The sequence below is a fragment of the Enterobacter cloacae complex sp. P12RS genome (genome assembly GCF_014895875.1).
In the GTDB taxonomy this organism is placed as follows: Bacteria; Pseudomonadota; Gammaproteobacteria; order Enterobacterales; family Enterobacteriaceae; genus Enterobacter; species Enterobacter bugandensis.
Genome location: NZ_JADBQO010000039.1, coordinates 61,162 through 81,048, shown reverse-complemented (window position 1 = coordinate 81,048; position 19,887 = coordinate 61,162). Strand labels below are relative to the sequence as shown.

At 55.9% G+C, this 19,887-nt stretch carries 18 protein-coding genes and 1 tRNA gene; 13 read left to right on the top strand and 6 right to left on the bottom strand.

Annotated elements, in window-relative coordinates:
- Positions 1 to 66 precede the first annotated feature (66 nt).
- Positions 67 to 142 (top strand) — tRNA-Trp (locus tag IM284_RS19220).
- Between the two features lie 99 nt (positions 143 to 241).
- On the opposite strand, the gene hdfR is transcribed toward IM284_RS19220, so the two are convergent.
- Positions 242 to 1,063, bottom strand: coding sequence for an HTH-type transcriptional regulator HdfR (hdfR, locus tag IM284_RS19215; RefSeq protein WP_028014823.1), 822 nt, complete (start codon positions 1,061 to 1,063; stop codon positions 242 to 244).
- A 118-nt stretch (positions 1,064 to 1,181) separates the two neighbouring features.
- Here hdfR and IM284_RS19210 point away from each other — a divergent pair, with 118 nt between their 5' ends.
- Complete coding sequence (locus tag IM284_RS19210; RefSeq protein WP_008501577.1) at positions 1,182 to 1,520, top strand: DUF413 domain-containing protein; 339 nt, start codon at positions 1,182 to 1,184, stop codon at positions 1,518 to 1,520.
- A gap of 27 nt (positions 1,521 to 1,547) precedes the next feature.
- Here IM284_RS19210 and IM284_RS19205 read toward each other — a convergent pair whose 3' ends face one another.
- Positions 1,548 to 3,068 carry a YifB family Mg chelatase-like AAA ATPase gene (locus IM284_RS19205; protein WP_047366692.1) on the bottom strand — a complete coding sequence of 507 codons (1,521 nt, stop codon included), beginning with the start codon at positions 3,066 to 3,068 and terminating at the stop codon, positions 1,548 to 1,550.
- Positions 3,069 to 3,409: 341 nt separating this feature from the next.
- Between IM284_RS19205 and ilvL the strand changes: the two genes are divergently transcribed.
- The 7 genes from ilvL (at position 3,410) to ilvA (ending at position 9,960) form a co-directional block, all read left to right on the top strand.
- Positions 3,410 to 3,508: an ilv operon leader peptide gene (gene ilvL / locus IM284_RS19200; protein ID WP_001311244.1), complete on the top strand. Its 99-nt coding sequence runs from the start codon at positions 3,410 to 3,412 to the stop codon at positions 3,506 to 3,508.
- 86 nt (positions 3,509 to 3,594) lie between these two features.
- Positions 3,595 to 3,645: a peptide IlvX gene (gene ilvX / locus IM284_RS19195; protein ID WP_166792073.1), complete on the top strand. Its 51-nt coding sequence runs from the start codon at positions 3,595 to 3,597 to the stop codon at positions 3,643 to 3,645.
- Between the two features lie 2 nt (positions 3,646 to 3,647).
- Positions 3,648 to 5,294: an acetolactate synthase 2 catalytic subunit gene (ilvG, locus tag IM284_RS19190; protein WP_047366693.1), complete on the top strand. Its 1,647-nt coding sequence runs from the start codon at positions 3,648 to 3,650 to the stop codon at positions 5,292 to 5,294.
- The gene (gene ilvM, locus IM284_RS19185; RefSeq protein ID WP_003860184.1) at positions 5,291 to 5,554 is read left to right on the top strand and encodes an acetolactate synthase 2 small subunit; all 264 of its coding nucleotides are present in this window, start codon (positions 5,291 to 5,293) and stop codon (positions 5,552 to 5,554) included. The genes ilvG and ilvM overlap by 4 nt, the downstream gene beginning before the upstream one ends.
- An 18-nt stretch (positions 5,555 to 5,572) precedes the next feature.
- A complete protein-coding gene (ilvE, locus tag IM284_RS19180) occupies positions 5,573 to 6,502 on the top strand; it encodes a branched-chain-amino-acid transaminase (protein ID WP_003860182.1) in 930 nt (309 codons plus the stop codon).
- A gap of 60 nt (positions 6,503 to 6,562) precedes the next feature.
- Complete coding sequence (ilvD, locus tag IM284_RS19175; protein ID WP_047366694.1) at positions 6,563 to 8,413, top strand: dihydroxy-acid dehydratase; 1,851 nt, start codon at positions 6,563 to 6,565, stop codon at positions 8,411 to 8,413.
- A gap of 2 nt (positions 8,414 to 8,415) precedes the next feature.
- A complete protein-coding gene (ilvA, locus tag IM284_RS19170; protein WP_088204713.1) occupies positions 8,416 to 9,960 on the top strand; it encodes a threonine ammonia-lyase, biosynthetic in 1,545 nt (514 codons plus the stop codon).
- Here the strand turns inward: ilvA and ilvY are convergent.
- The gene (ilvY, locus tag IM284_RS19165; protein ID WP_008501572.1) at positions 9,957 to 10,847 is read right to left on the bottom strand and encodes an HTH-type transcriptional activator IlvY; all 891 of its coding nucleotides are present in this window, start codon (positions 10,845 to 10,847) and stop codon (positions 9,957 to 9,959) included. The genes ilvA and ilvY overlap by 4 nt on opposite strands.
- 152 nt (positions 10,848 to 10,999) lie before the next feature.
- Here ilvY and ilvC point away from each other — a divergent pair, with 152 nt between their 5' ends.
- On the top strand, positions 11,000 to 12,475 hold the full coding sequence (gene ilvC / locus IM284_RS19160; RefSeq protein ID WP_021242831.1) for a ketol-acid reductoisomerase: 1,476 nt from the start codon (positions 11,000 to 11,002) through the stop codon (positions 12,473 to 12,475).
- A gap of 86 nt (positions 12,476 to 12,561) precedes the next feature.
- Here the strand turns inward: ilvC and ppiC are convergent, their stop codons facing one another.
- Positions 12,562 to 12,843: a peptidylprolyl isomerase PpiC gene (gene ppiC / locus IM284_RS19155; protein ID WP_004886861.1), complete on the bottom strand. Its 282-nt coding sequence runs from the start codon at positions 12,841 to 12,843 to the stop codon at positions 12,562 to 12,564.
- 85 nt (positions 12,844 to 12,928) lie between these two features.
- Here ppiC and rep point away from each other — a divergent pair, with 85 nt between their 5' ends.
- On the top strand, positions 12,929 to 14,953 hold the full coding sequence (gene rep, locus IM284_RS19150) for a DNA helicase Rep (RefSeq protein WP_193055869.1): 2,025 nt from the start codon (positions 12,929 to 12,931) through the stop codon (positions 14,951 to 14,953).
- Positions 14,954 to 15,004: 51 nt separating this feature from the next.
- Here rep and gppA read toward each other — a convergent pair whose 3' ends face one another.
- The gene (gene gppA, locus IM284_RS19145) at positions 15,005 to 16,489 is read right to left on the bottom strand and encodes a guanosine-5'-triphosphate,3'-diphosphate diphosphatase (protein WP_047366695.1); all 1,485 of its coding nucleotides are present in this window, start codon (positions 16,487 to 16,489) and stop codon (positions 15,005 to 15,007) included.
- A gap of 6 nt (positions 16,490 to 16,495) precedes the next feature.
- On the bottom strand, positions 16,496 to 17,764 hold the full coding sequence (gene rhlB, locus IM284_RS19140; protein ID WP_047366696.1) for an ATP-dependent RNA helicase RhlB: 1,269 nt from the start codon (positions 17,762 to 17,764) through the stop codon (positions 16,496 to 16,498).
- Positions 17,765 to 17,908: 144 nt separating this feature from the next.
- On the opposite strand from rhlB, the gene trxA reads away from it, so the two are divergent.
- Complete coding sequence (gene trxA / locus IM284_RS19135) at positions 17,909 to 18,238, top strand: thioredoxin TrxA (RefSeq protein ID WP_006179218.1); 330 nt, start codon at positions 17,909 to 17,911, stop codon at positions 18,236 to 18,238.
- Between the two features lie 344 nt (positions 18,239 to 18,582).
- Positions 18,583 to 19,842, top strand: coding sequence for a transcription termination factor Rho (gene rho / locus IM284_RS19130; protein ID WP_008501566.1), 1,260 nt, complete (start codon positions 18,583 to 18,585; stop codon positions 19,840 to 19,842).
- Positions 19,843 to 19,887 lie beyond the last annotated feature (45 nt).

Genomic DNA, 19,887 nt, shown 5'->3' with positions numbered 1-19,887 from the left:
TCCGTTCCGCCACTTATTAAGACGTTAAGCCTGCCAGTAATGGCAGGCTTAATGGCAAAAAACTTTAGGGGCGTAGCTCAGTTGGTAGAGCACCGGTCTCCAAAACCGGGTGTCGCGAGTTCGAGTCTCTCCGCCCCTGCCATATAGAATCCTTTGCTTCGGCAAAGGATTTTTTTTTGCCTGAAACCCGGTGAAATTTCAGCATTCTTAAATGCAGCCAGCGTCCCTGCTGGCCTCAGCATCAATCCATTACATTGATTTTTAATAGATCTTTTATTTGCGATTGCTTGTCGCTATTTTGCAACCAAATCGCATACAGCGGCCGCGAAAGGGTAGTGGAATCCACCACGGTATGCAGTCCAGGCTTGGTGTCTGCCCAACGGACTGGTAACCAGGTGCAACCCTTCAGCAAGGGGAGTTGCTGACAGGCAATCTCGGCAGAACTGGTTGTTAACTGTGGAACATCATCAGGTGCGATCAATCCCGTCTCATGTTGCTGAAAATCAGGTCCCCACTCCAGCCGCAAATAGGTCAGGTCTGCTTTCATCTTTGAGGGTTCAGAAGCATAAAGAGCCAGACCGAACTGTCCAACAATCTGGCTGCTAAATTCGTCCATCTTGGGGGCTTCTGTAGTGATCAGCAGATCCAACTGACGCTCATGAAGTTGCTTAACCAGCGACTGACGTTGCGCAATTCTGGCTTCAAATTGTAAATGGCCATGGGAGTGATATAGCCGGGTAAGCCACTGACTGAGCATGCATTCCCACAGAGATGCGCTGGCCCCTATCGAGAACTCGTTGTGCCTCGACGTATGCGCAACCTCTTTGCGCGCTGCCTGCCAGGTATTCATCAATGTCTCCGCATACGGAAGCAGTTTTTCACCGGCAGGCGTGAGGCGGATATTGTTGCGATGGCGGGTAAAAAGATTCACACCCAGTTGATTTTCCAGCTGTCGAATACGAAAACTGACTGCTGACTGCGTCAGGTAAAGGGCTTCAGCGGCTCGCCCGAAGTGACGCGTTCTGCTCACTTCAAGGAAAGTTTTTAGCAATTCCGTATCCACATCTTTCTCCGCAAAATAATTTGTCGTTATGATTTAAATGTTTTGTTTTACACTCTGTCAAGCGTAACTAATACTCCGCGCCATAAATAGCTCGGCCAAAGAATTAGGAGCGTGTAGGATGGCGGAAAGCTTTACGACGACTAATCGTTTTTTCGACAATAAACATTATCCGCGCGGGTTCTCTCGTCACGGCGATTTCACCATCAAAGAGGCGCAGCTGCTTGAGCGTCATGGTTATGCCTTTAACGAGCTGGATCTGGGTAAACGTGAGCCTGCAACTGAAGATGAAAAGCAGTTTGTCTCAGTGTGCCGTGGTGAGCGTGAGCCGCAGTCTGAAGCAGAACGTGTATGGATCAAGTACATGGCTCGCATTAAGCGTCCAAAACGTTTCCATACGCTGTCTGGCGGTAAACCGCAGATGGAAGGTGCAGAAGACTACACCGAGTCTGACGACTAATAAAAAAAGGGGCTACGGCCCCTTTTTTTATGCCAGTAACTTTTGTAGATGCAAAAGCAAACGATCGATCGCCCGATAGCTCAGCGCTTCCTGCAAGTGTTTCCTCGCAATATCAGTACAGCCCTCCACGTCCGCAATGGTTCTGGCTACTTTTAACAAGCGCTGCCACGCACGTATGGAAAGCCCGAAGCGCGTCAACGTCTCCTCCAGCCAAGCCGCATCTTCAACGTTAAGAGAACAAAACTGTCGGATCCCTGCATTATCCAGTCGTGCATTCAGCCTGTTTTGACGGGCATACTGTCTCGCCTGTGCCGCGATAACCCGCTCGCGAACATGCGCGGAGCTTTCACCCAGTTTATCCGTCTGCCTGAGCAGGCCCGGCGGCGGAAGGGGGATTTCCAGTGATAAATCGAAACGGTCGAGAAACGGGCCAGACAGCTTTCCCAGATAGCGCAGCGTCTGCTCTGGCGTACAGCGGTTATGGTTGCCCTGATAATGCCCCGTCGGACTGGGGTTCATCGCCGCCACGAGCTGAAAACGGGCGGGATAGCTTATTTTGGCTCGCGTGCGTGAAATGTGTATCTCACCGGATTCAATGGGCTCCCTCAGCGCATCCAGCACGCGGCGCTCAAACTCAGGCAACTCATCGAGAAACAGAATGCCATTGTGTGCCAGCGAGATCTCACCCGGCCCCGGAATAGACCCACCACCGACCATTGCCGTCAGTGACGCGCTATGATGCGGCGAACGAAAGGGACGTCGACGCCACTGTTTGTGCAACGACGTCGAACCGATCAGGCTATAGATGGCGGCGCTTTCCAGCGCTTCATGGTTATTAAGCGGCGGGAGCAATCCGCTTAGCCTGCTTGCCAGCATGGTTTTGCCTGTACCCGGCGGGCCAATCAGCAGGAGATTGTGCCCACCCGCTGCCGTAATCTCCAGCGCCCGTTTCCCTTGCTCCTGTCCCATGATCTCGCTGAGGTCTTCTGGCACATCCGCTATAGCCTCGTCGCACTCTTCCGGTTCGGACAGTTCATGGCGGCCTTCCAGCCAGGCGCACACTTCCTGAAGATGCCCGGCGATAAGACATCCCTTTTCTGCAATAAGACTCACTTCTGATGCGTTTTCATTGGCCACAACGATTTGCCGCCCTGCACGTATGGCTTCCAGCGCTCCCGATATCGCACCGGGAACGCCTCTCAGTGCGCCTGTGAGCGCGAGTTCACCCACGAACTCATACGAGCCTAGCCTGGTCGTATTAAGCTGCTCAGAAGCCGCGAGAAGCGCAATTGCGATAGGTAAATCGTATCGCCCACCCTCTTTGGGCAGGTCGGCGGGAGCAAGGTTGATGGTGATCTTCTTTGCGGGGAAGGTATAACCGCTGTTTATTATTGCGCTACGAACGCGGTCCCTGGCCTCTTTAACCGTGGTTTCAGGTAACCCGACAAGCGTGAGTCCGGGCAGCCCATTACTCAAATGAACCTCTACGGAAATAAGCGGAGCCTTTACCCCGAGAGCCGCTCGCGTATAAACAACTGACAGTGACATTTGTACTACCTCCTGGTCTGACTATGCCAGTGCCTGTTTTCTCTGTTTAGCGTCTTTTTACGTATTTACGCCGCCTGTTCAGAGATTTTCAGGGAGCATTGAAACCATTGCATCACCGTGGAAGCACACTCGCAAAATGTAAAAAGGCGCGCTTTAACGGTTAGATCTGCAATAAAAAAATGAAAAATATTCACTTCCAAATTTCCTCATATAAAACAATGCGTTCATGAAATTTGGTTCGCTTGCTAACCAAATCCTTCATAAATAAATCTTGTGTTTGATTTAAAAACTGTGATAACTCTTTAGGTATTCCTTCGAACAAGATGCAAAAAGAACTGAAAATGACAGCCCTTCTACGAGTGATTAGCCTGGTCGTGATTAGCGTGGTGGTGATTATTATCCCACCGTGCGGGGCTGCACTTGGACGAGGAAAGGCTTAGAAATCAAGCCTTAACGAACTAAGACCCCCGCACCGAAAGGTCCGGGGGTTTTTTTATGACTAAAAAACTTAAATGAGGAGCAGAGAATGACGACTAGCACAAAATTCTGTTTCTCCAGATTTATGACGGGGAACTAACTATGAATGGGGCACAATGGGTAGTACATGCGTTGCGCGCGCAGGGAGTCGAAACCGTATTCGGTTATCCGGGTGGCGCAATTATGCCGATTTACGATGCACTGTATGACGGCGGCGTGGAACACCTCTTGTGCCGGCACGAGCAGGGCGCAGCGATGGCAGCCATTGGTTATGCCCGCGCGACAGGTAAAACCGGTGTATGCATGGCGACCTCAGGTCCGGGCGCAACGAACCTGATCACCGGCCTGGCTGACGCGCTGCTCGATTCAGTCCCTGTCGTGGCGATTACCGGTCAGGTGGCCTCTCCGTTCATCGGCACCGATGCCTTCCAGGAAGTAGACGTCCTCGGCTTATCGCTGGCCTGCACCAAGCACAGCTTTCTCGTTCAGTCCCTCGAAGAGCTGCCGCGCGTGATGGCCGAAGCGTTCGAGGTTGCCAGTTCTGGCCGTCCTGGCCCGGTTCTGGTGGATATCCCGAAAGATATCCAGGTTGCACTTGGCGATCTGGAGCCGCATTTCTCCACCGTGAAAAGCGACGATGCGTTTCCGCATGCAGAGGTTGAAGAGGCGCGTCAGATGATGGCGCAGGCGAAGCAGCCGATGCTGTACGTCGGCGGCGGGGTGGGTATGGCGCAGGCTGTTCCGGCGCTTCGCGCGTTCCTTGCAACCACGCAAATGCCCGCCACCTGCACCCTGAAAGGTCTGGGTGCGGTAGACGCGGACTACCCGTACTACCTCGGCATGCTGGGAATGCACGGCACTAAAGCGGCTAACCTGGCGGTGCAGGAGTGCGACTTGCTTATCGTCGCAGGCGCCCGTTTCGATGACCGCGTCACCGGCAAGCTGAATACCTTCGCGCCGAATGCCAAAGTGATCCATATGGATATCGACCCGGCGGAGATGAACAAACTGCGTCAGGCGCACGTGGCGTTGCAGGGCGATCTTAACGCGCTGTTACCGGCGCTGGAGCAGCCGCTGGATATCAACGCATGGCGTCAGCACACCGCAGACATGCGCGCTGAGCATGCCTGGCGTTACGATCACCCAGGCGATGCCATCTATGCGCCGCTGCTGTTGAAGCAGTTGTCCGACCGTAAACCCGCCGACAGCGTGGTGACGACCGATGTGGGCCAGCATCAGATGTGGTCAGCCCAGCATATGACCTACACCCGCCCGGAGAACTTCATCACCTCCAGCGGCTTAGGCACGATGGGCTTTGGCCTGCCGGCAGCCGTAGGCGCACAGGTGGCTCGCCCGAACGATACCGTGATCTGTATCTCCGGTGACGGCTCCTTCATGATGAACGTTCAGGAGCTCGGCACCGTGAAGCGCAAGCAGTTACCGCTGAAGATCGTGTTGCTCGATAACCAGCGTTTAGGGATGGTTCGCCAGTGGCAGCAGCTGTTCTTCCAGGAGCGTTACAGCGAGACAACCCTGACCGATAACCCCGATTTCCTCACCCTGGCCAGCGCCTTCGGCATTCCTGGCCAGCACATCACCCGTAAAGACCAGGTTGAAGCGGCACTCGACACCATGCTGTCAAGCGAAGGGCCATACCTGCTTCATGTCTCAATCGACGAGCTTGAGAACGTCTGGCCGTTGGTACCGCCCGGTGCCAGTAACTCACAAATGCTGGAGAAATTATCATGATGCAACATCAGGTCGCCGTGCAGGCTCGCTTCAACCCGGAAACGTTAGAACGCGTTTTGCGTGTGGTCCGCCACCGTGGTTTTCAGATTTGCTCTATGAATATGGAAACGGCCACCGACGCCCAGAACATCAGTATCGAATTAACCGTTGCCAGTCCGCGGCCGGTCGACTTACTGTTTAGTCAGTTATCAAAGCTGGTAGACGTTGCCCATGTTGCCATCTGCCAGAGCACAACCACATCACAACAAATCCGCGCTTGAGCGTGACAGGACGAAAAAATGACGACAAAAAAAGCTGATTACATTTGGTTCAATGGTGAGATGGTTCGCTGGGAAGACGCGAAAGTTCACGTGATGTCCCACGCGCTGCACTACGGTACCTCCGTGTTTGAAGGCATCCGTTGCTACGATTCTCACAAAGGGCCAGTGGTGTTCCGCCATCGCGAACACATGCAGCGTCTGCATGACTCAGCCAAAATTTATCGTTTCCCGGTCTCTCAAAGCGTTGATGAGCTGATGGAAGCCTGCCGCGAAGTGATTCGCCAGAACAAACTGACCAGCGCCTATATTCGCCCGCTGGTCTTCGTGGGTGACGTGGGCATGGGCGTGAACCCGCCGGCCGGTTACAACACCGATGTGATCATTGCTGCGTTCCCGTGGGGCGCCTACCTGGGCGCAGAAGCACTGGATCAGGGGATCGACGCAATGGTTTCTTCCTGGAACCGCGTGGCGCCAAACACCATCCCGACTGCCGCAAAAGCGGGCGGTAACTACCTCTCCTCACTGCTGGTCGGCAGCGAAGCGCGCCGCCACGGCTATCAGGAAGGCATCGCCCTCGACGTGAACGGCTACATCTCAGAAGGCGCGGGCGAAAACCTGTTTGAAGTAAAAGACGGCATTCTGTTTACTCCGCCGTTCACCTCTTCCGCGCTGCCGGGCATCACCCGTGATGCGATCATCAAGCTGGCGAAAGATCTGGGTATCGAAGTGCGCGAGCAGGTGCTGTCCCGCGAATCCCTCTACCTGGCAGACGAAGTGTTCATGTCCGGTACCGCGGCTGAAATCACGCCGGTTCGCAGCGTAGACGGTATCCAGGTGGGCGAAGGCCGCTGTGGCCCGGTCACCAAGCGCATTCAGCAAGCGTTCTTCGGCCTCTTCACCGGCGAAACAGAAGATAAATACGGCTGGTTGGATCAGGTTAATCACTAAATATAAATGTGGGGCGGCACGCACCGTCCCATTAAATAGTCAGACGGGAGTCAATAAAGCATGCCTAAGTATCGTTCAGCCACCACCACCCACGGCCGTAACATGGCGGGTGCCCGCGCACTGTGGCGCGCCACCGGAATGACCGACGCCGATTTCGGCAAGCCGATTATCGCCGTGGTGAACTCCTTCACCCAGTTTGTACCGGGCCACGTGCATCTGCGCGATCTCGGTAAGCTAGTTGCCGAGCAAATCGAAGCCTCCGGCGGCGTGGCGAAAGAGTTCAACACCATTGCGGTGGATGACGGTATCGCAATGGGCCACGGGGGAATGCTCTATTCACTGCCGTCGCGCGAGCTGATCGCCGACTCCGTGGAATATATGGTCAACGCCCACTGCGCCGATGCGATGGTCTGTATCTCCAACTGCGACAAAATCACCCCGGGGATGCTGATGGCCTCCCTGCGTCTGAACATTCCGGTGATCTTCGTCTCCGGCGGTCCGATGGAGGCGGGTAAAACCAAGCTCTCCGACAAAATCATCAAGCTCGACCTGGTCGATGCGATGATTCAGGGCGCAGACCCGAAAGTCTCTGACGAGCAGAGCGATCAGGTGGAACGCTCCGCGTGCCCGACCTGCGGCTCCTGTTCCGGCATGTTCACGGCCAACTCCATGAACTGCCTGACCGAAGCGCTGGGCCTTTCCCAGCCGGGCAACGGCTCGCTGCTGGCGACCCACGCCGACCGTAAGCAGCTGTTCCTCAACGCCGGTAAACGTATCGTTGAGCTGACCAAACGCTACTACGAGCAGGACGATGCCAGCGCGCTGCCGCGCAATATCGCCAGTAAAGCGGCGTTCGAAAACGCCATGACGCTGGATATCGCCATGGGCGGCTCCACTAACACCGTTCTGCACCTGCTGGCCGCCGCGCAGGAAGCCGAAATCGACTTCACCATGAGCGACATCGACAAGCTCTCCCGCAAAGTGCCGCAACTGTGTAAAGTCGCGCCGAGTACCCAGAAGTACCACATGGAAGACGTGCACCGTGCGGGTGGCGTCATCGGTATCCTGGGCGAGCTGGATCGCGCCGGGCTGCTGAACCGCGACGTGAAAAACGTCCTCGGCCTGACGCTGCCGGAATCGCTGGACCAGTACGACGTGATGCTGACCAAAGACGACGCGGTGAAAAAGATGTTCCGCGCCGGTCCGGCCGGTATTCGCACCACCCAGGCGTTCTCGCAGGATTGCCGCTGGGACACGCTGGATGACGACCGTGCTGAAGGCTGCATCCGCTCGCTGGAGCACGCCTACAGCAAAGACGGCGGTCTGGCGGTGCTGTACGGTAACTTTGCGGAAAACGGCTGCATCGTGAAAACCGCAGGCGTGGACGACAGTATCCTGAAATTCACCGGTCCGGCGAAAGTGTACGAAAGCCAGGACGAGGCGGTAGATGCCATCCTCGGCGGCAAAGTGGTGGAAGGCGACGTGGTTGTCATTCGCTACGAAGGGCCGAAAGGCGGCCCGGGCATGCAGGAGATGCTCTACCCGACCACCTTCCTGAAATCGATGGGCCTCGGTAAAGCCTGCGCGCTGATCACCGACGGTCGTTTCTCCGGCGGCACGTCTGGTCTCTCCATCGGCCACGTCTCCCCGGAAGCGGCAAGCGGCGGCAACATCGCGATCATCGAAGATGGCGATCTGATTGAAATCGACATTCCGAATCGCGGCATTCAGCTCAAGCTGAGCGACCAGGAGATTGCGGCCCGTCGTGAAGCGCAGGAAGCCCGCGGCGACAAAGCCTGGACGCCGAAAGATCGCCAGCGCGAAGTCTCCTTCGCCCTGCGCGCCTATGCGAGCCTTGCAACCAGTGCAGATAAAGGCGCGGTGCGCGATAAATCTAAACTTGGGGGCTAATGATGGCCGAGTCACAACCCTTATCCGCCGCCCCTGAGGGGGCGGAATACCTGAGAGCGGTGCTACGCGCGCCGGTCTATGAAGCTGTGCAGGTCACGCCCCTGCAAAAAATGGAAAAACTCTCTTCGCGCCTCGACAACGTCATTCTGGTGAAGCGCGAAGACCGCCAGCCGGTGCACAGCTTTAAGCTGCGCGGTGCCTACGCGATGATGGCCGGGCTGACGGATGAGCAGAAAGCGCGCGGCGTCATTACCGCGTCGGCGGGCAACCATGCTCAGGGCGTTGCCTTCTCCTCGGCCCGTCTGGGTCTGAAAGCGCTGATCGTGATGCCGGTTGCTACCGCCGACATCAAAGTCGACGCGGTGCGCGGTTTTGGCGGAGAAGTGCTGCTCCACGGTGCGAACTTTGACGAAGCCAAAGCCAAAGCGATTGAGCTGGCGCAGCAGCAGGGTTTTACCTGGGTGCCGCCGTTCGACCATCCGATGGTGATTGCCGGGCAGGGCACGCTGGCGCTTGAGCTGTTGCAGCAGGATGCCCATCTCGACCGCGTCTTCGTCCCAGTGGGCGGCGGCGGGCTGGCGGCAGGCGTGGCGGTGCTGATTAAACAGCTGATGCCGCAGATTAAAGTCATCGCCGTTGAGGCGGAAGACTCTGCCTGCCTGAAGGCGGCGCTGGACGCCGGTCATCCGGTAGACCTGCCGCGCGTTGGGCTGTTTGCCGAGGGCGTGGCGGTGAAGCGCATTGGCGATGAAACCTTCCGTCTGTGCCAGGAGTATCTGGACGATATCGTCACCGTCGACAGCGACGCCATCTGCGCGGCGATGAAAGATCTGTTCGAGGATGTGCGTGCGGTGGCGGAACCGTCCGGCGCGCTGGCGCTGGCGGGGATGAAAAAATACATCGCCCAGCACAACATTCGCGGCGAACGTCTGGCGCACGTGCTCTCTGGTGCGAACGTGAACTTCCACGGTCTGCGCTACGTTTCCGAGCGCTGCGAGCTGGGCGAACAGCGTGAAGCGCTGCTGGCGGTGACCATCCCGGAAGAGAAGGGCAGCTTCCTCAAGTTCTGCCAGCTTCTGGGGGGACGTTCGGTAACGGAGTTCAACTACCGCTTTGCCGATGCGAAAGATGCCTGCATTTTTGTTGGCGTGCGTCTGAGCCGGGGCGTGGAGGAGCGTAAAGAGATCCTCAGCCTGCTGCATGAAGGCGGCTACAGCGTGGTCGATCTCTCTGACGACGAAATGGCGAAGCTGCACGTGCGTTATATGGTTGGCGGGCGTCCCTCAAAGCCGCTCCAGGAACGCCTGTTCAGCTTCGAGTTCCCGGAATCACCGGGCGCGTTGCTCAAGTTCCTGCACACGCTGGGCACGCACTGGAACATCTCCCTGTTCCACTACCGCAGCCACGGCACCGACTACGGTCGCGTGCTGGCGGCGTTCGAACTGGGCGAGCACGAGCCGGATTTCGAAACGCGCCTGAACGAACTGGGCTATGAATGTCATGACGAAACCCATAACCCGGCGTTCAGGTTCTTTCTGGCTGGCTAGTGGTTCGGCAATATCGTCCAGAACGCATCAATAAGCGGCTCATGCAGCCGCTTTTTTTGTGCGCACACGCCCAGCTCAAACGGCGTTTTCTCATCGCTGCGCTCCAGAATCATCACGCGGTTGCGCACCGGTTCCGGGCTGTTTTCCAGCACCACTTCCGGCAGCAATGCCACGCCGCAGCCGAGCGCCACCATCGACACCATCGCCTCATGACCGCTAACGGTGGCGTAAATCGACGGATTGCTGATTTTCTGACGGCGGAACCACAGCTCGATGCGGCGGCGCACCGGCCCCTGATCGGCCATGATAAACGGCACCGTCGACCAGTCCGGTTTTTCTACCGATACCTGATTACGCACCGGGCAGGGCAGGGCCGGGGCAATCAGCACCACCGCCAGATTCTCCAGCATCGAGAACGCCACCGCGCCCGGCAGGGTTTCGGGTTTTCCGGCGATGGCGAGATCCGCTTCGCCGGTCACCACTTTTTCCATTGCGTCGGCGGCGTCGCCGGTGGTGAGCTTAATTTCAACCGACGGATGCGCTGCGCGGAAGCGGTCGAGAATGGGGGGCAGATGGCTGTAGGCGGCGGTCACGGAGCAGAAAATATGCAGCTCACCGGAGAGTGATGGCCCCTGCTGATCAATAGAGTGCCGCAGCTGCTGGTACTGTAACAGCGTCTGCTGGGCAAAAATGCGCAACTCTTCGCCCGCTTCCGTGAGGGTAACGGTACGGTTATCGCGCACGAAAAGCGGCTGGCCGAGGTCTTCCTCAAGGCGCTGGATCTGGCGCGAAAGCGTGGACGGGCTGACGTGCATCGCCCGGGCACTGCGGCCAAAGTGACGGCTTTCCGCCAGGTGCAGGAACATTTTTAGATCGCGTAAATCCACCGATTCCACTCCCTCTTTTTACATTGCAAAAATTGCAATGTGACGTTGTGAATATATCAATTTCCGCAATAAATTTCCTGTTGTAATGTGGGTACATTCTCGCTGAAACGCGAACCGAACAATAAGACACACAACATCACGAGGTATCACCCATGGCTAACTACTTTAATACACTGAACTTGCGCCAGCAGTTGGCGCAGCTGGGCAAATGCCGCTTCATGGCGCGCGATGAATTTGCCGATGGCGCAAGCTACCTTCAGGGTAAAAAAGTGGTCATCGTCGGCTGTGGCGCACAGGGCCTGAACCAGGGCCTGAACATGCGTGACTCCGGTCTGGATATCTCTTACGCCCTGCGTAAAGAAGCGATTGCCGAAAAGCGCGCTTCATGGCGTAAAGCGACTGAAAACGGCTTCAAAGTGGGTACCTATGAAGAGCTGATCCCGCAGGCGGACCTGGTCGTTAACCTGACGCCAGACAAGCAGCACTCTGACGTGGTGCGTTCCGTACAGCCGCTGATGAAAGACGGCGCCGCGCTGGGTTACTCCCACGGCTTCAACATCGTTGAAGTGGGCGAGCAGATCCGTAAAGACATCACCGTAGTGATGGTGGCGCCGAAGTGCCCGGGTACCGAAGTGCGTGAAGAGTACAAGCGTGGCTTCGGCGTGCCGACGCTTATCGCAGTTCACCCGGAAAACGATCCGAAAGGCGAAGGCATGGCGATTGCCAAAGCCTGGGCTGCGGCGACCGGCGGTCACCGCGCTGGCGTGCTGGAATCTTCCTTCGTTGCGGAAGTGAAATCTGACCTGATGGGCGAGCAGACCATTCTGTGTGGCATGCTGCAGGCGGGTTCTCTGCTTTGCTTCGACAAGCTGGTGGAAGAAGGTACCGACCCGGCATACGCAGAAAAACTGATTCAGTTCGGCTGGGAAACCATCACCGAAGCGCTGAAGCAGGGCGGTATTACGCTGATGATGGACCGTCTGTCCAACCCGGCAAAACTGCGTGCTTACGCGTTGTCTGAACAGCTGAAAACCATTATGGCGCCGCTTTTCCAGAAACATATGGACGACATCATCTCCGGCGAATTCTCTTCCGGCATGATGGCGGACTGGGCCAACGACGACAAGAAACTGCTGACCTGGCGTGAAGAGACCGGTAAAACCGCGTTCGAAACCGCGCCGCAATATGAAGGTAAAATCGGCGAGCAGGAGTACTTCGATAAAGGCGTACTGATGATTGCGATGGTGAAAGCAGGCGTTGAGCTGGCGTTCGAAACCATGGTGGATTCCGGCATCATCGAAGAGTCGGCGTACTACGAATCTCTGCACGAGCTGCCGCTGATCGCGAACACCATCGCCCGTAAGCGTCTGTACGAAATGAACGTGGTTATCTCTGATACTGCAGAATACGGTAACTATCTGTTCTCTTACGCCTGCGTACCGCTGCTGAAAGAGTTCATGACCACCCTGCAGACGGGCGATCTGGGCAAAGCGATTGCGGAAGGTGCGGTAGACAACGCGCAGCTGCGCGACGTAAACGAAGCGATTCGCAGCCACCAGATCGAGAAAGTGGGCCACAAACTGCGCGGCTACATGACTGATATGAAACGTATTGCTGTAGCAGGTTAACAACCTTGTCGGGTAGCGCTTCGCTTACCCGACCTACAAAAACGTAAGATGTAGGCCGGGTAAGGCGCAGCCGCCACCCGGCTTTTTTATTTGCGATACAGCACTTTAATAATGTGATAACCGAACTGAGTATGCAGCGGACCGGTTGGCTCCAGCACCGGGCAGGAGAAGACCACTTTATCGAACGCCGGAACCATTTGACCCTGACGGAATTCGCCTAAATCGCCGCCACGCTTGCCTGACGGACAAATAGAGTGCTTCTTCGCTAGTTTGCCGAAGTCGGCGCCGTTTTTGATCTGCTCCAGAAGATCCAGAGCCAGTTTCTCTTCTTTAACAAGAATATGCAGTGCTGCTGCTGTTTTTGCCATGATCGTGCCTTGAGTGGTATGGATTAGGCTCGCTATACTACCACGCTGTTATTCTCCCCTCCTGACTTTCATTGAGCGATCATTTATGCGTCTAAATCCCGGACAACAACAAGCCGTCGAATTTGTAACCGGACCGTGTCTGGTGCTGGCGGGCGCAGGATCCGGTAAAACGCGCGTCATCACCAATAAGATTGCGCACCTGATCCGCGGCTGCGGCTATCAGGCCCGCCACATTGCGGCGGTTACCTTTACCAACAAAGCGGCGCGCGAGATGAAAGAGCGTGTTGGCCAGACGCTGGGGCGCAAAGAAGCGCGCGGGCTGATGATCTCTACCTTCCACACGCTGGGGCTGGATATCATTAAACGTGAATACGCCGCGCTGGGGATGAAATCCAACTTTTCGCTGTTCGATGACACCGACCAGGTGGCGTTGCTCAAAGAGCTCACCGAGGGGCTGATCGAGGATGATAAGGTGCTGTTGCAGCAGCTGATCTCAACGATCTCGAACTGGAAAAACGATCTGATGACCCCGGCCCAGGCTGCGGCGATCGCCAAAGGCGAACGGGATCGGATCTTTGCCCACTGCTATGGTCTGTACGACGCGCACATGAAAGCGTGCAACGTGCTGGACTTCGACGATCTGATCCTCTTGCCGACGCTGCTTTTACAGCGAAATGAAGAGGTGCGCGAGCGCTGGCAGAATAAAATCCGCTACCTGCTGGTGGATGAATATCAGGACACCAACACCAGCCAGTACGAGCTGGTGAAGCTGCTGGTGGGGCAGCGCGCGCGCTTCACCGTGGTTGGCGATGATGACCAGTCAATTTACTCCTGGCGCGGCGCACGCCCGCAAAACCTGGTGCTTCTGAGCAAAGATTTCCTCGCGCTGCAGGTGATTAAGCTGGAGCAGAACTACCGTTCCTCCGGGCGTATCCTGAAGGCGGCAAACATCCTGATTGCCAATAACCCGCACGTTTTTGAAAAGCGTCTCTTCTCCGAACTTGGCTACGGTACGGAGCTGAAGGTGCTCAGCGCCAATAATGAAGAGCATGAGGCGGAGCGCGTGACGGGCGAACTGATCGCCCACCACTTCGTCAATAAAACCGAATACAAGGATTACGCGATCCTCTATCGCGGCAATCACCAGTCGCGCGTCTTTGAAAAGATGCTGATGCAGAACCGCATTCCGTACAAAATTTCCGGCGGCACTTCGTTCTTCTCGCGGCCAGAAATTAAAGATCTGCTGGCCTATCTGCGCGTGCTCACGAACCCGGATGACGACAGCGCGTTTCTGCGCATCGTGAATACACCAAAGCGCGAGATTGGTCCGGCGACGCTGCAAAAGCTGGGCGAATGGGCGATGACCCGCAATAAGAGCCTGTTTACCGCCAGCTTTGATATGGGGCTGAGCCAGACGCTGACGGGGCGCGGGTATGATAATTTAACCCGCTTCACCCACTGGCTGGGTGAAGTGCAGCGCCTGGCTGAGCGCGAGCCCGTGGCGGCGGTACGCGATCTGATCCACGGCATTGACTACGAATCCTGGCTGTACGAAACCTCTGCCAGCCCGAAAGCGGCAGAAATGCGTATGAAAAACGTTAACCAGCTTTTTAGCTGGATGACCGAAATGCTGGAAGGCTCTGAGATAGATGAGCCGATGACGTTAACGCAGGTGGTCACCCGCTTTACCCTGCGCGACATGATGGAGCGCGGCGAGAGCGAAGAAGAGGCCGACCAGGTTCAGCTGATGACGCTGCATGCGTCAAAAGGGCTGGAGTTCCCGTATGTGTATTTGGTCGGTATGGAAGAAGGTTTATTGCCGCACCAGAGCAGCATTGATGAAGATAATGTCGACGAGGAGCGCCGTCTGGCCTACGTGGGGATCACCCGCGCGCAAAAGGAGCTGACGTTCACGCTCTGTAAAGAGCGCCGTCAGTACGGTGAACTCGTGCGCCCGGAACCCAGCCGTTTCCTGCTGGAACTGCCGCAGGACGATCTGATCTGGGAACAGGAGCGCAAAGTGATTACCGCGGAAGAGCGGATGCACAAAGGACAGGCTAACGTGGCGAACATTCGCGCCATGCTGGCAAAAGCCAAAGAGAAGGGATAATGATGAGTAGGCCGGGTAAGGCGAAGCCGCCACCCGGCAGTGTTCAGCGTATTACTTCACCTCAAGCACCCAGTGCACATAGCTCTGCCACTGGCACTCCTGCTCGATCATCTCTGCCCCAAGCGGGTGATTCTCAATCCAGTTTTCCGGCAGCGTCAGCGTCAGCTTCTCATCATCGGCTAGCAGATTAATGGCGGGTAACAAATCATCGCGGCGGCGGCTGGCAAACAGAATTGCCAGACGCAGCAGGCGACAAAGATGCTCGGCCACGCGCGGCGGTACGGCATTTTGCTGATGCAAAGAGGAGAGATCGACGGCGTTGGTCTGGTTCAGCAGTAGCGTTGCCAGCAGCTTTTTCTGTGCGGGCGTGTAGCCCGGCAAATCCAGGTTGCGCACCAGATACGCTGCGTGAGCAGGTGCCTGCTTAAAATCTATGCTGAGCCCCACCTCGTGCAGCGCACAGGCGCTCAGCAATAAATCGCGGCTCAGATGATCAAGATCCCAGGCGTTAGCGACCTGGTCGGCAAAGCGTGATGCCAGCTGTGATACGCGGCCAGCCTGATCGATGTCAACCAGAAAACGACGCTGGACGTTGCGCAGCGTACGGTTGCGGATGTCCTGATCCACCGACAGATGCAGCATCCCGTAGACCAGACCTTCGCGCAGCGCGCCGCCGGCCAGGGTCATACACTGGATATTTAATTCGGTGAATATGGCGATCAGAATGGCCAGCCCGCTTGGGAAAACCAGGGCTCGTTCCAGCGTCAGGCCTTCAATTTCCAGCTCTTCCAGACGTCCGCACTGAATGGCACGCTGTTTAAGCTGCTGAAGTTTGGCAAGCGTGATCCGCTCGTCCATGCCCTGCGCCATCATGATTTCCTGCAGGGCCTGCACGGTACCCGAAGCCCCGACGCAGACTTTCCAGCCGTGATAGCGCAGTTCGTCCATTACCGGGCGTAGCACTGCGCGCGCGGCGTTTTCCGCCTCGTCGAAGTTCTCTTTACCCAGATTCCGGTCAGTAAAGTAACGTTCAAGCCAGGTCACGCAGCCCATCGACAGGCTGAACAGCGACGTCGCCTGCGCGCCGGTGCCGGTTACCAGTTCGGTACTGGCACCGCCGATATCCACCACCAGACGGCGATCGTCACCCCCGGTGGTGTGGGCAACGCCCTGGTAGATCAGGCGTGCTTCTTCTTCACCGCTGATAACCTGAACCGGACACCCCAGAATTTCCTGCGCTTTGGCAATAAAATCTACGGCGTTAACCGCCAGTCTGAGCGTCGCTGTGGCGACAACGGTGATTTGAGCATGCGGGATATCCTGCAGACGCTCAGCAAAGAGCCGCAGGCACTGCCAGCCACGTTCCATGGCTTCAGGCGAGAGGTAATTATCGCTGCTCAGGCCCGCCGCGAGGCGGACCTTGCGCTTAATGCGCGTCAGCGTTTGTATGCTTCCCGCCACCTCACGCACAACCAGCATATGAAAACTATTCGAACCGAGATCAATTGCCGCATAGAGCGAGGTGGAGCTGAGCATAATGTATTAACCTGAACGACGACGATTACGCGGTGCGCCGCCTGAACGACGCGGACCATTGCCGGAGCGCGGGCGGGATAGACGCTTAGGCGGCGGCAGTTCGCTTAACAGCGCTTCCGGATTGTATTTACTCTGCGGAATAGAGTGACCGATGTAGGTCTCAATGGCTGGAAGATTCAGCGCATACTCTTCACACGCAAGGCTAATCGAGTGACCGCTTGCGCCCGCACGACCGGTACGACCGATACGGTGTACGTAGTCTTCGCAGTCGTCTGGCAGATCGTAGTTAAAGACGTGCGTCACGGCCGGAATGTGTAAACCACGTGCCGCCACATCGGTTGCGACCAGAATATCAAGATCGCCACGGGTGAACTCGTCGAGGATACGAAGGCGTTTTTTCTGCGCCACGTCGCCGGTCAACAGGCCAACACGGTGACCGTCGGCAGCCAGATGGCCCCAGATGTCTTCACAGCGGTGTTTAGTGTTCGCGAAGATAATGGCGCGATCGGGCCATTCTTCTTCGATCAACGTTTGCAGCAGACGCATTTTCTCTTCATTGGAAGGATAGAAGAGCTCTTCTTTAATGCGGTGGCCCGTTTTCTGCTCCGGCTCCACTTCCACATACTCGGCGTTGTTCATCTGCTCGAACGCCAGCTCGCGTACGCGATAAGAAAGGGTGGCAGAGAACAGCATGTTCAGGCGCTGATTTGCCGGCGGCATGCGGCGGAACAGCCAGCGGATATCTTTAATGAAGCCCAGATCGTACATGCGATCAGCTTCATCAAGCACCACAACCTGGATGGCGCCGAGGTTGATATGGTTCTGTTTGGCGTAGTCGATAAGACGGCCGGTGGTCCCAATCAGGATATCCACGCCGCTTTCCAGCACTTTCAGCTGCTTATCGTAGCCGTCGCCGCCATAGGCCAGGCCAAGCTTCAGGCCAGTAGCCTGTGCCAGGGGTTCAGCGTCTGCATGGATCTGTACCGCCAGTTCTCGCGTCGGGGCCATAATTAGCGCGCGCGGCTGGTTAACTTTGCGGTCTGCAATCGCTTGGTGAGAAAGTAAATAATGGAACGTTGACGTTAAAAACGCCATCGTTTTGCCGGTACCGGTTTGCGCCTGCCCTGCAACATCGCGACCGGCCAGCGTCAGCGGCAGGGCGAGAGCCTGAATGGGCGTGCAGTTATGAAACCCTTTTGTTTCAAGGGCTTCGATCACTTTTGGGTGCAGGGCGAAGTCGGAAAACTTCTGTTCTGTTAAATGTGTTTTGCTCATAGTGTGGTAGAATATCAGCTTACTATTGCTTTACGAAAGCGTATCCGGTGAAATAAAGTCAACCTTTAGTTGGTTAATGCGACATCAACACGTCGTTGGTGGAGACAAAACCAACGTACCAGGCTTATTCCTGTGGAGTTATATATGAGCGATAAAATTATTCACCTGACTGACGACAGTTTTGACACGGACGTACTTAAGGCTGACGGGCTGATCCTCGTCGATTTCTGGGCTGAATGGTGTGGTCCATGCAAAATGATCGCCCCGATTCTGGATGAGATCGCTGACGAATATCAGGGCAAACTGACGGTTGCCAAGCTGAACATCGACCAGAACCCGGGCACCGCACCGAAATACGGTATCCGTGGCATCCCGACCCTTCTGCTGTTCAAAAACGGCGAAGTGGCGGCGACCAAAGTGGGCGCGCTGTCCAAAGGTCAGCTGAAAGAGTTCCTGGACGCTAACCTGGCGTAAGGTTTCTCCGCTGTGCGTCCAGAGCCCCCGGCTAAATGATGTGGAACTCTGGACGCCCGGCTGAAGTCGTGCTAAGTTAGCTATGACTTCGTTTTAAACATATCTATTGTTTGAATCTTGTTTTACCCGATACTTCCCTTTGTTGACATGAACAATGCGTGAAGTGGCTAAATTCCGGGCTTGTCACTCAATCCGTCTTGTCGTTTCAGTTCTGCGTTCTTTCCCTGTGACCAGACAGCGAACAGACATGAGGTGATGGCCGCTAAACAGGCATGGATGACCCTGCCATACCATTCACAACATTAAGTTCGAGAATCACTCCGAGTTTAAGAACCCACACCATTATGAATCTTACCGAATTAAAGAATACGCCGGTTTCTGAGCTGATCACTCTCGGCGAAAATATGGGACTGGAAAACCAGGCTCGTATGCGCAAGCAGGACATCATTTTCGCCATCCTGAAGCAGCACGCTAAGAGTGGCGAAGATATCTTTGGCGACGGTGTGCTGGAGATATTGCAAGACGGATTTGGTTTCCTCCGCTCTGCAGACAGCTCCTACCTCGCCGGCCCTGACGACATCTACGTATCCCCCAGCCAAATCCGCCGTTTCAACCTCCGCACTGGTGACACCATTTCAGGTAAGATTCGTCCTCCTAAAGAGGGTGAACGCTACTTTGCGCTGTTGAAAGTCAATGAAGTTAACTTCGATAAACCAGAAAACTCGCGTAACAAGATCCTCTTTGAGAACTTAACGCCTCTGCACGCGAACTCTCGCCTGCGCATGGAGCGTGGTAACGGTTCTACCGAAGACTTAACCGCGCGCGTCCTGGATCTGGCGTCGCCAATCGGTCGCGGCCAGCGTGGTCTGATTGTGGCCCCGCCAAAAGCGGGTAAAACCATGCTGCTGCAGAACATCGCGCAGAGCATTGCCTACAACCACCCAGACTGCGTGCTGATGGTGCTGCTGATTGACGAACGTCCGGAAGAAGTGACCGAGATGCAGCGTCTGGTTAAAGGTGAAGTGGTTGCTTCTACCTTCGACGAGCCAGCATCTCGCCACGTTCAGGTTGCGGAAATGGTTATCGAGAAGGCGAAACGCCTGGTAGAGCACAAGAAAGACGTGATCATCCTGCTTGACTCTATCACCCGTCTGGCGCGTGCCTACAACACCGTGGTGCCAGCTTCCGGTAAAGTGTTGACCGGTGGTGTGGACGCTAACGCCCTGCACCGTCCAAAACGCTTCTTCGGTGCGGCACGTAACGTGGAAGAGGGCGGTAGCCTGACCATCATCGCAACGGCGCTGATCGATACCGGCTCCAAAATGGACGAGGTTATCTACGAAGAGTTTAAAGGTACAGGTAACATGGAACTGCACCTCTCTCGTAAAATCGCAGAAAAACGCGTCTTCCCGGCTATCGATTACAACCGTTCCGGTACCCGTAAGGAAGAGCTGCTCACCACCCAGGAAGAGCTGCAGAAAATGTGGATCCTGCGCAAAATCATCCATCCAATGGGTGAAATTGACGCGATGGAGTTCCTCATTAACAAACTGGCGATGACCAAAACCAACGACGATTTCTTCGACATGATGAAACGCTCGTAACGCAAATAAAGCCAGCGGACGCCACGTTTTTACGTGGCGTTTTTC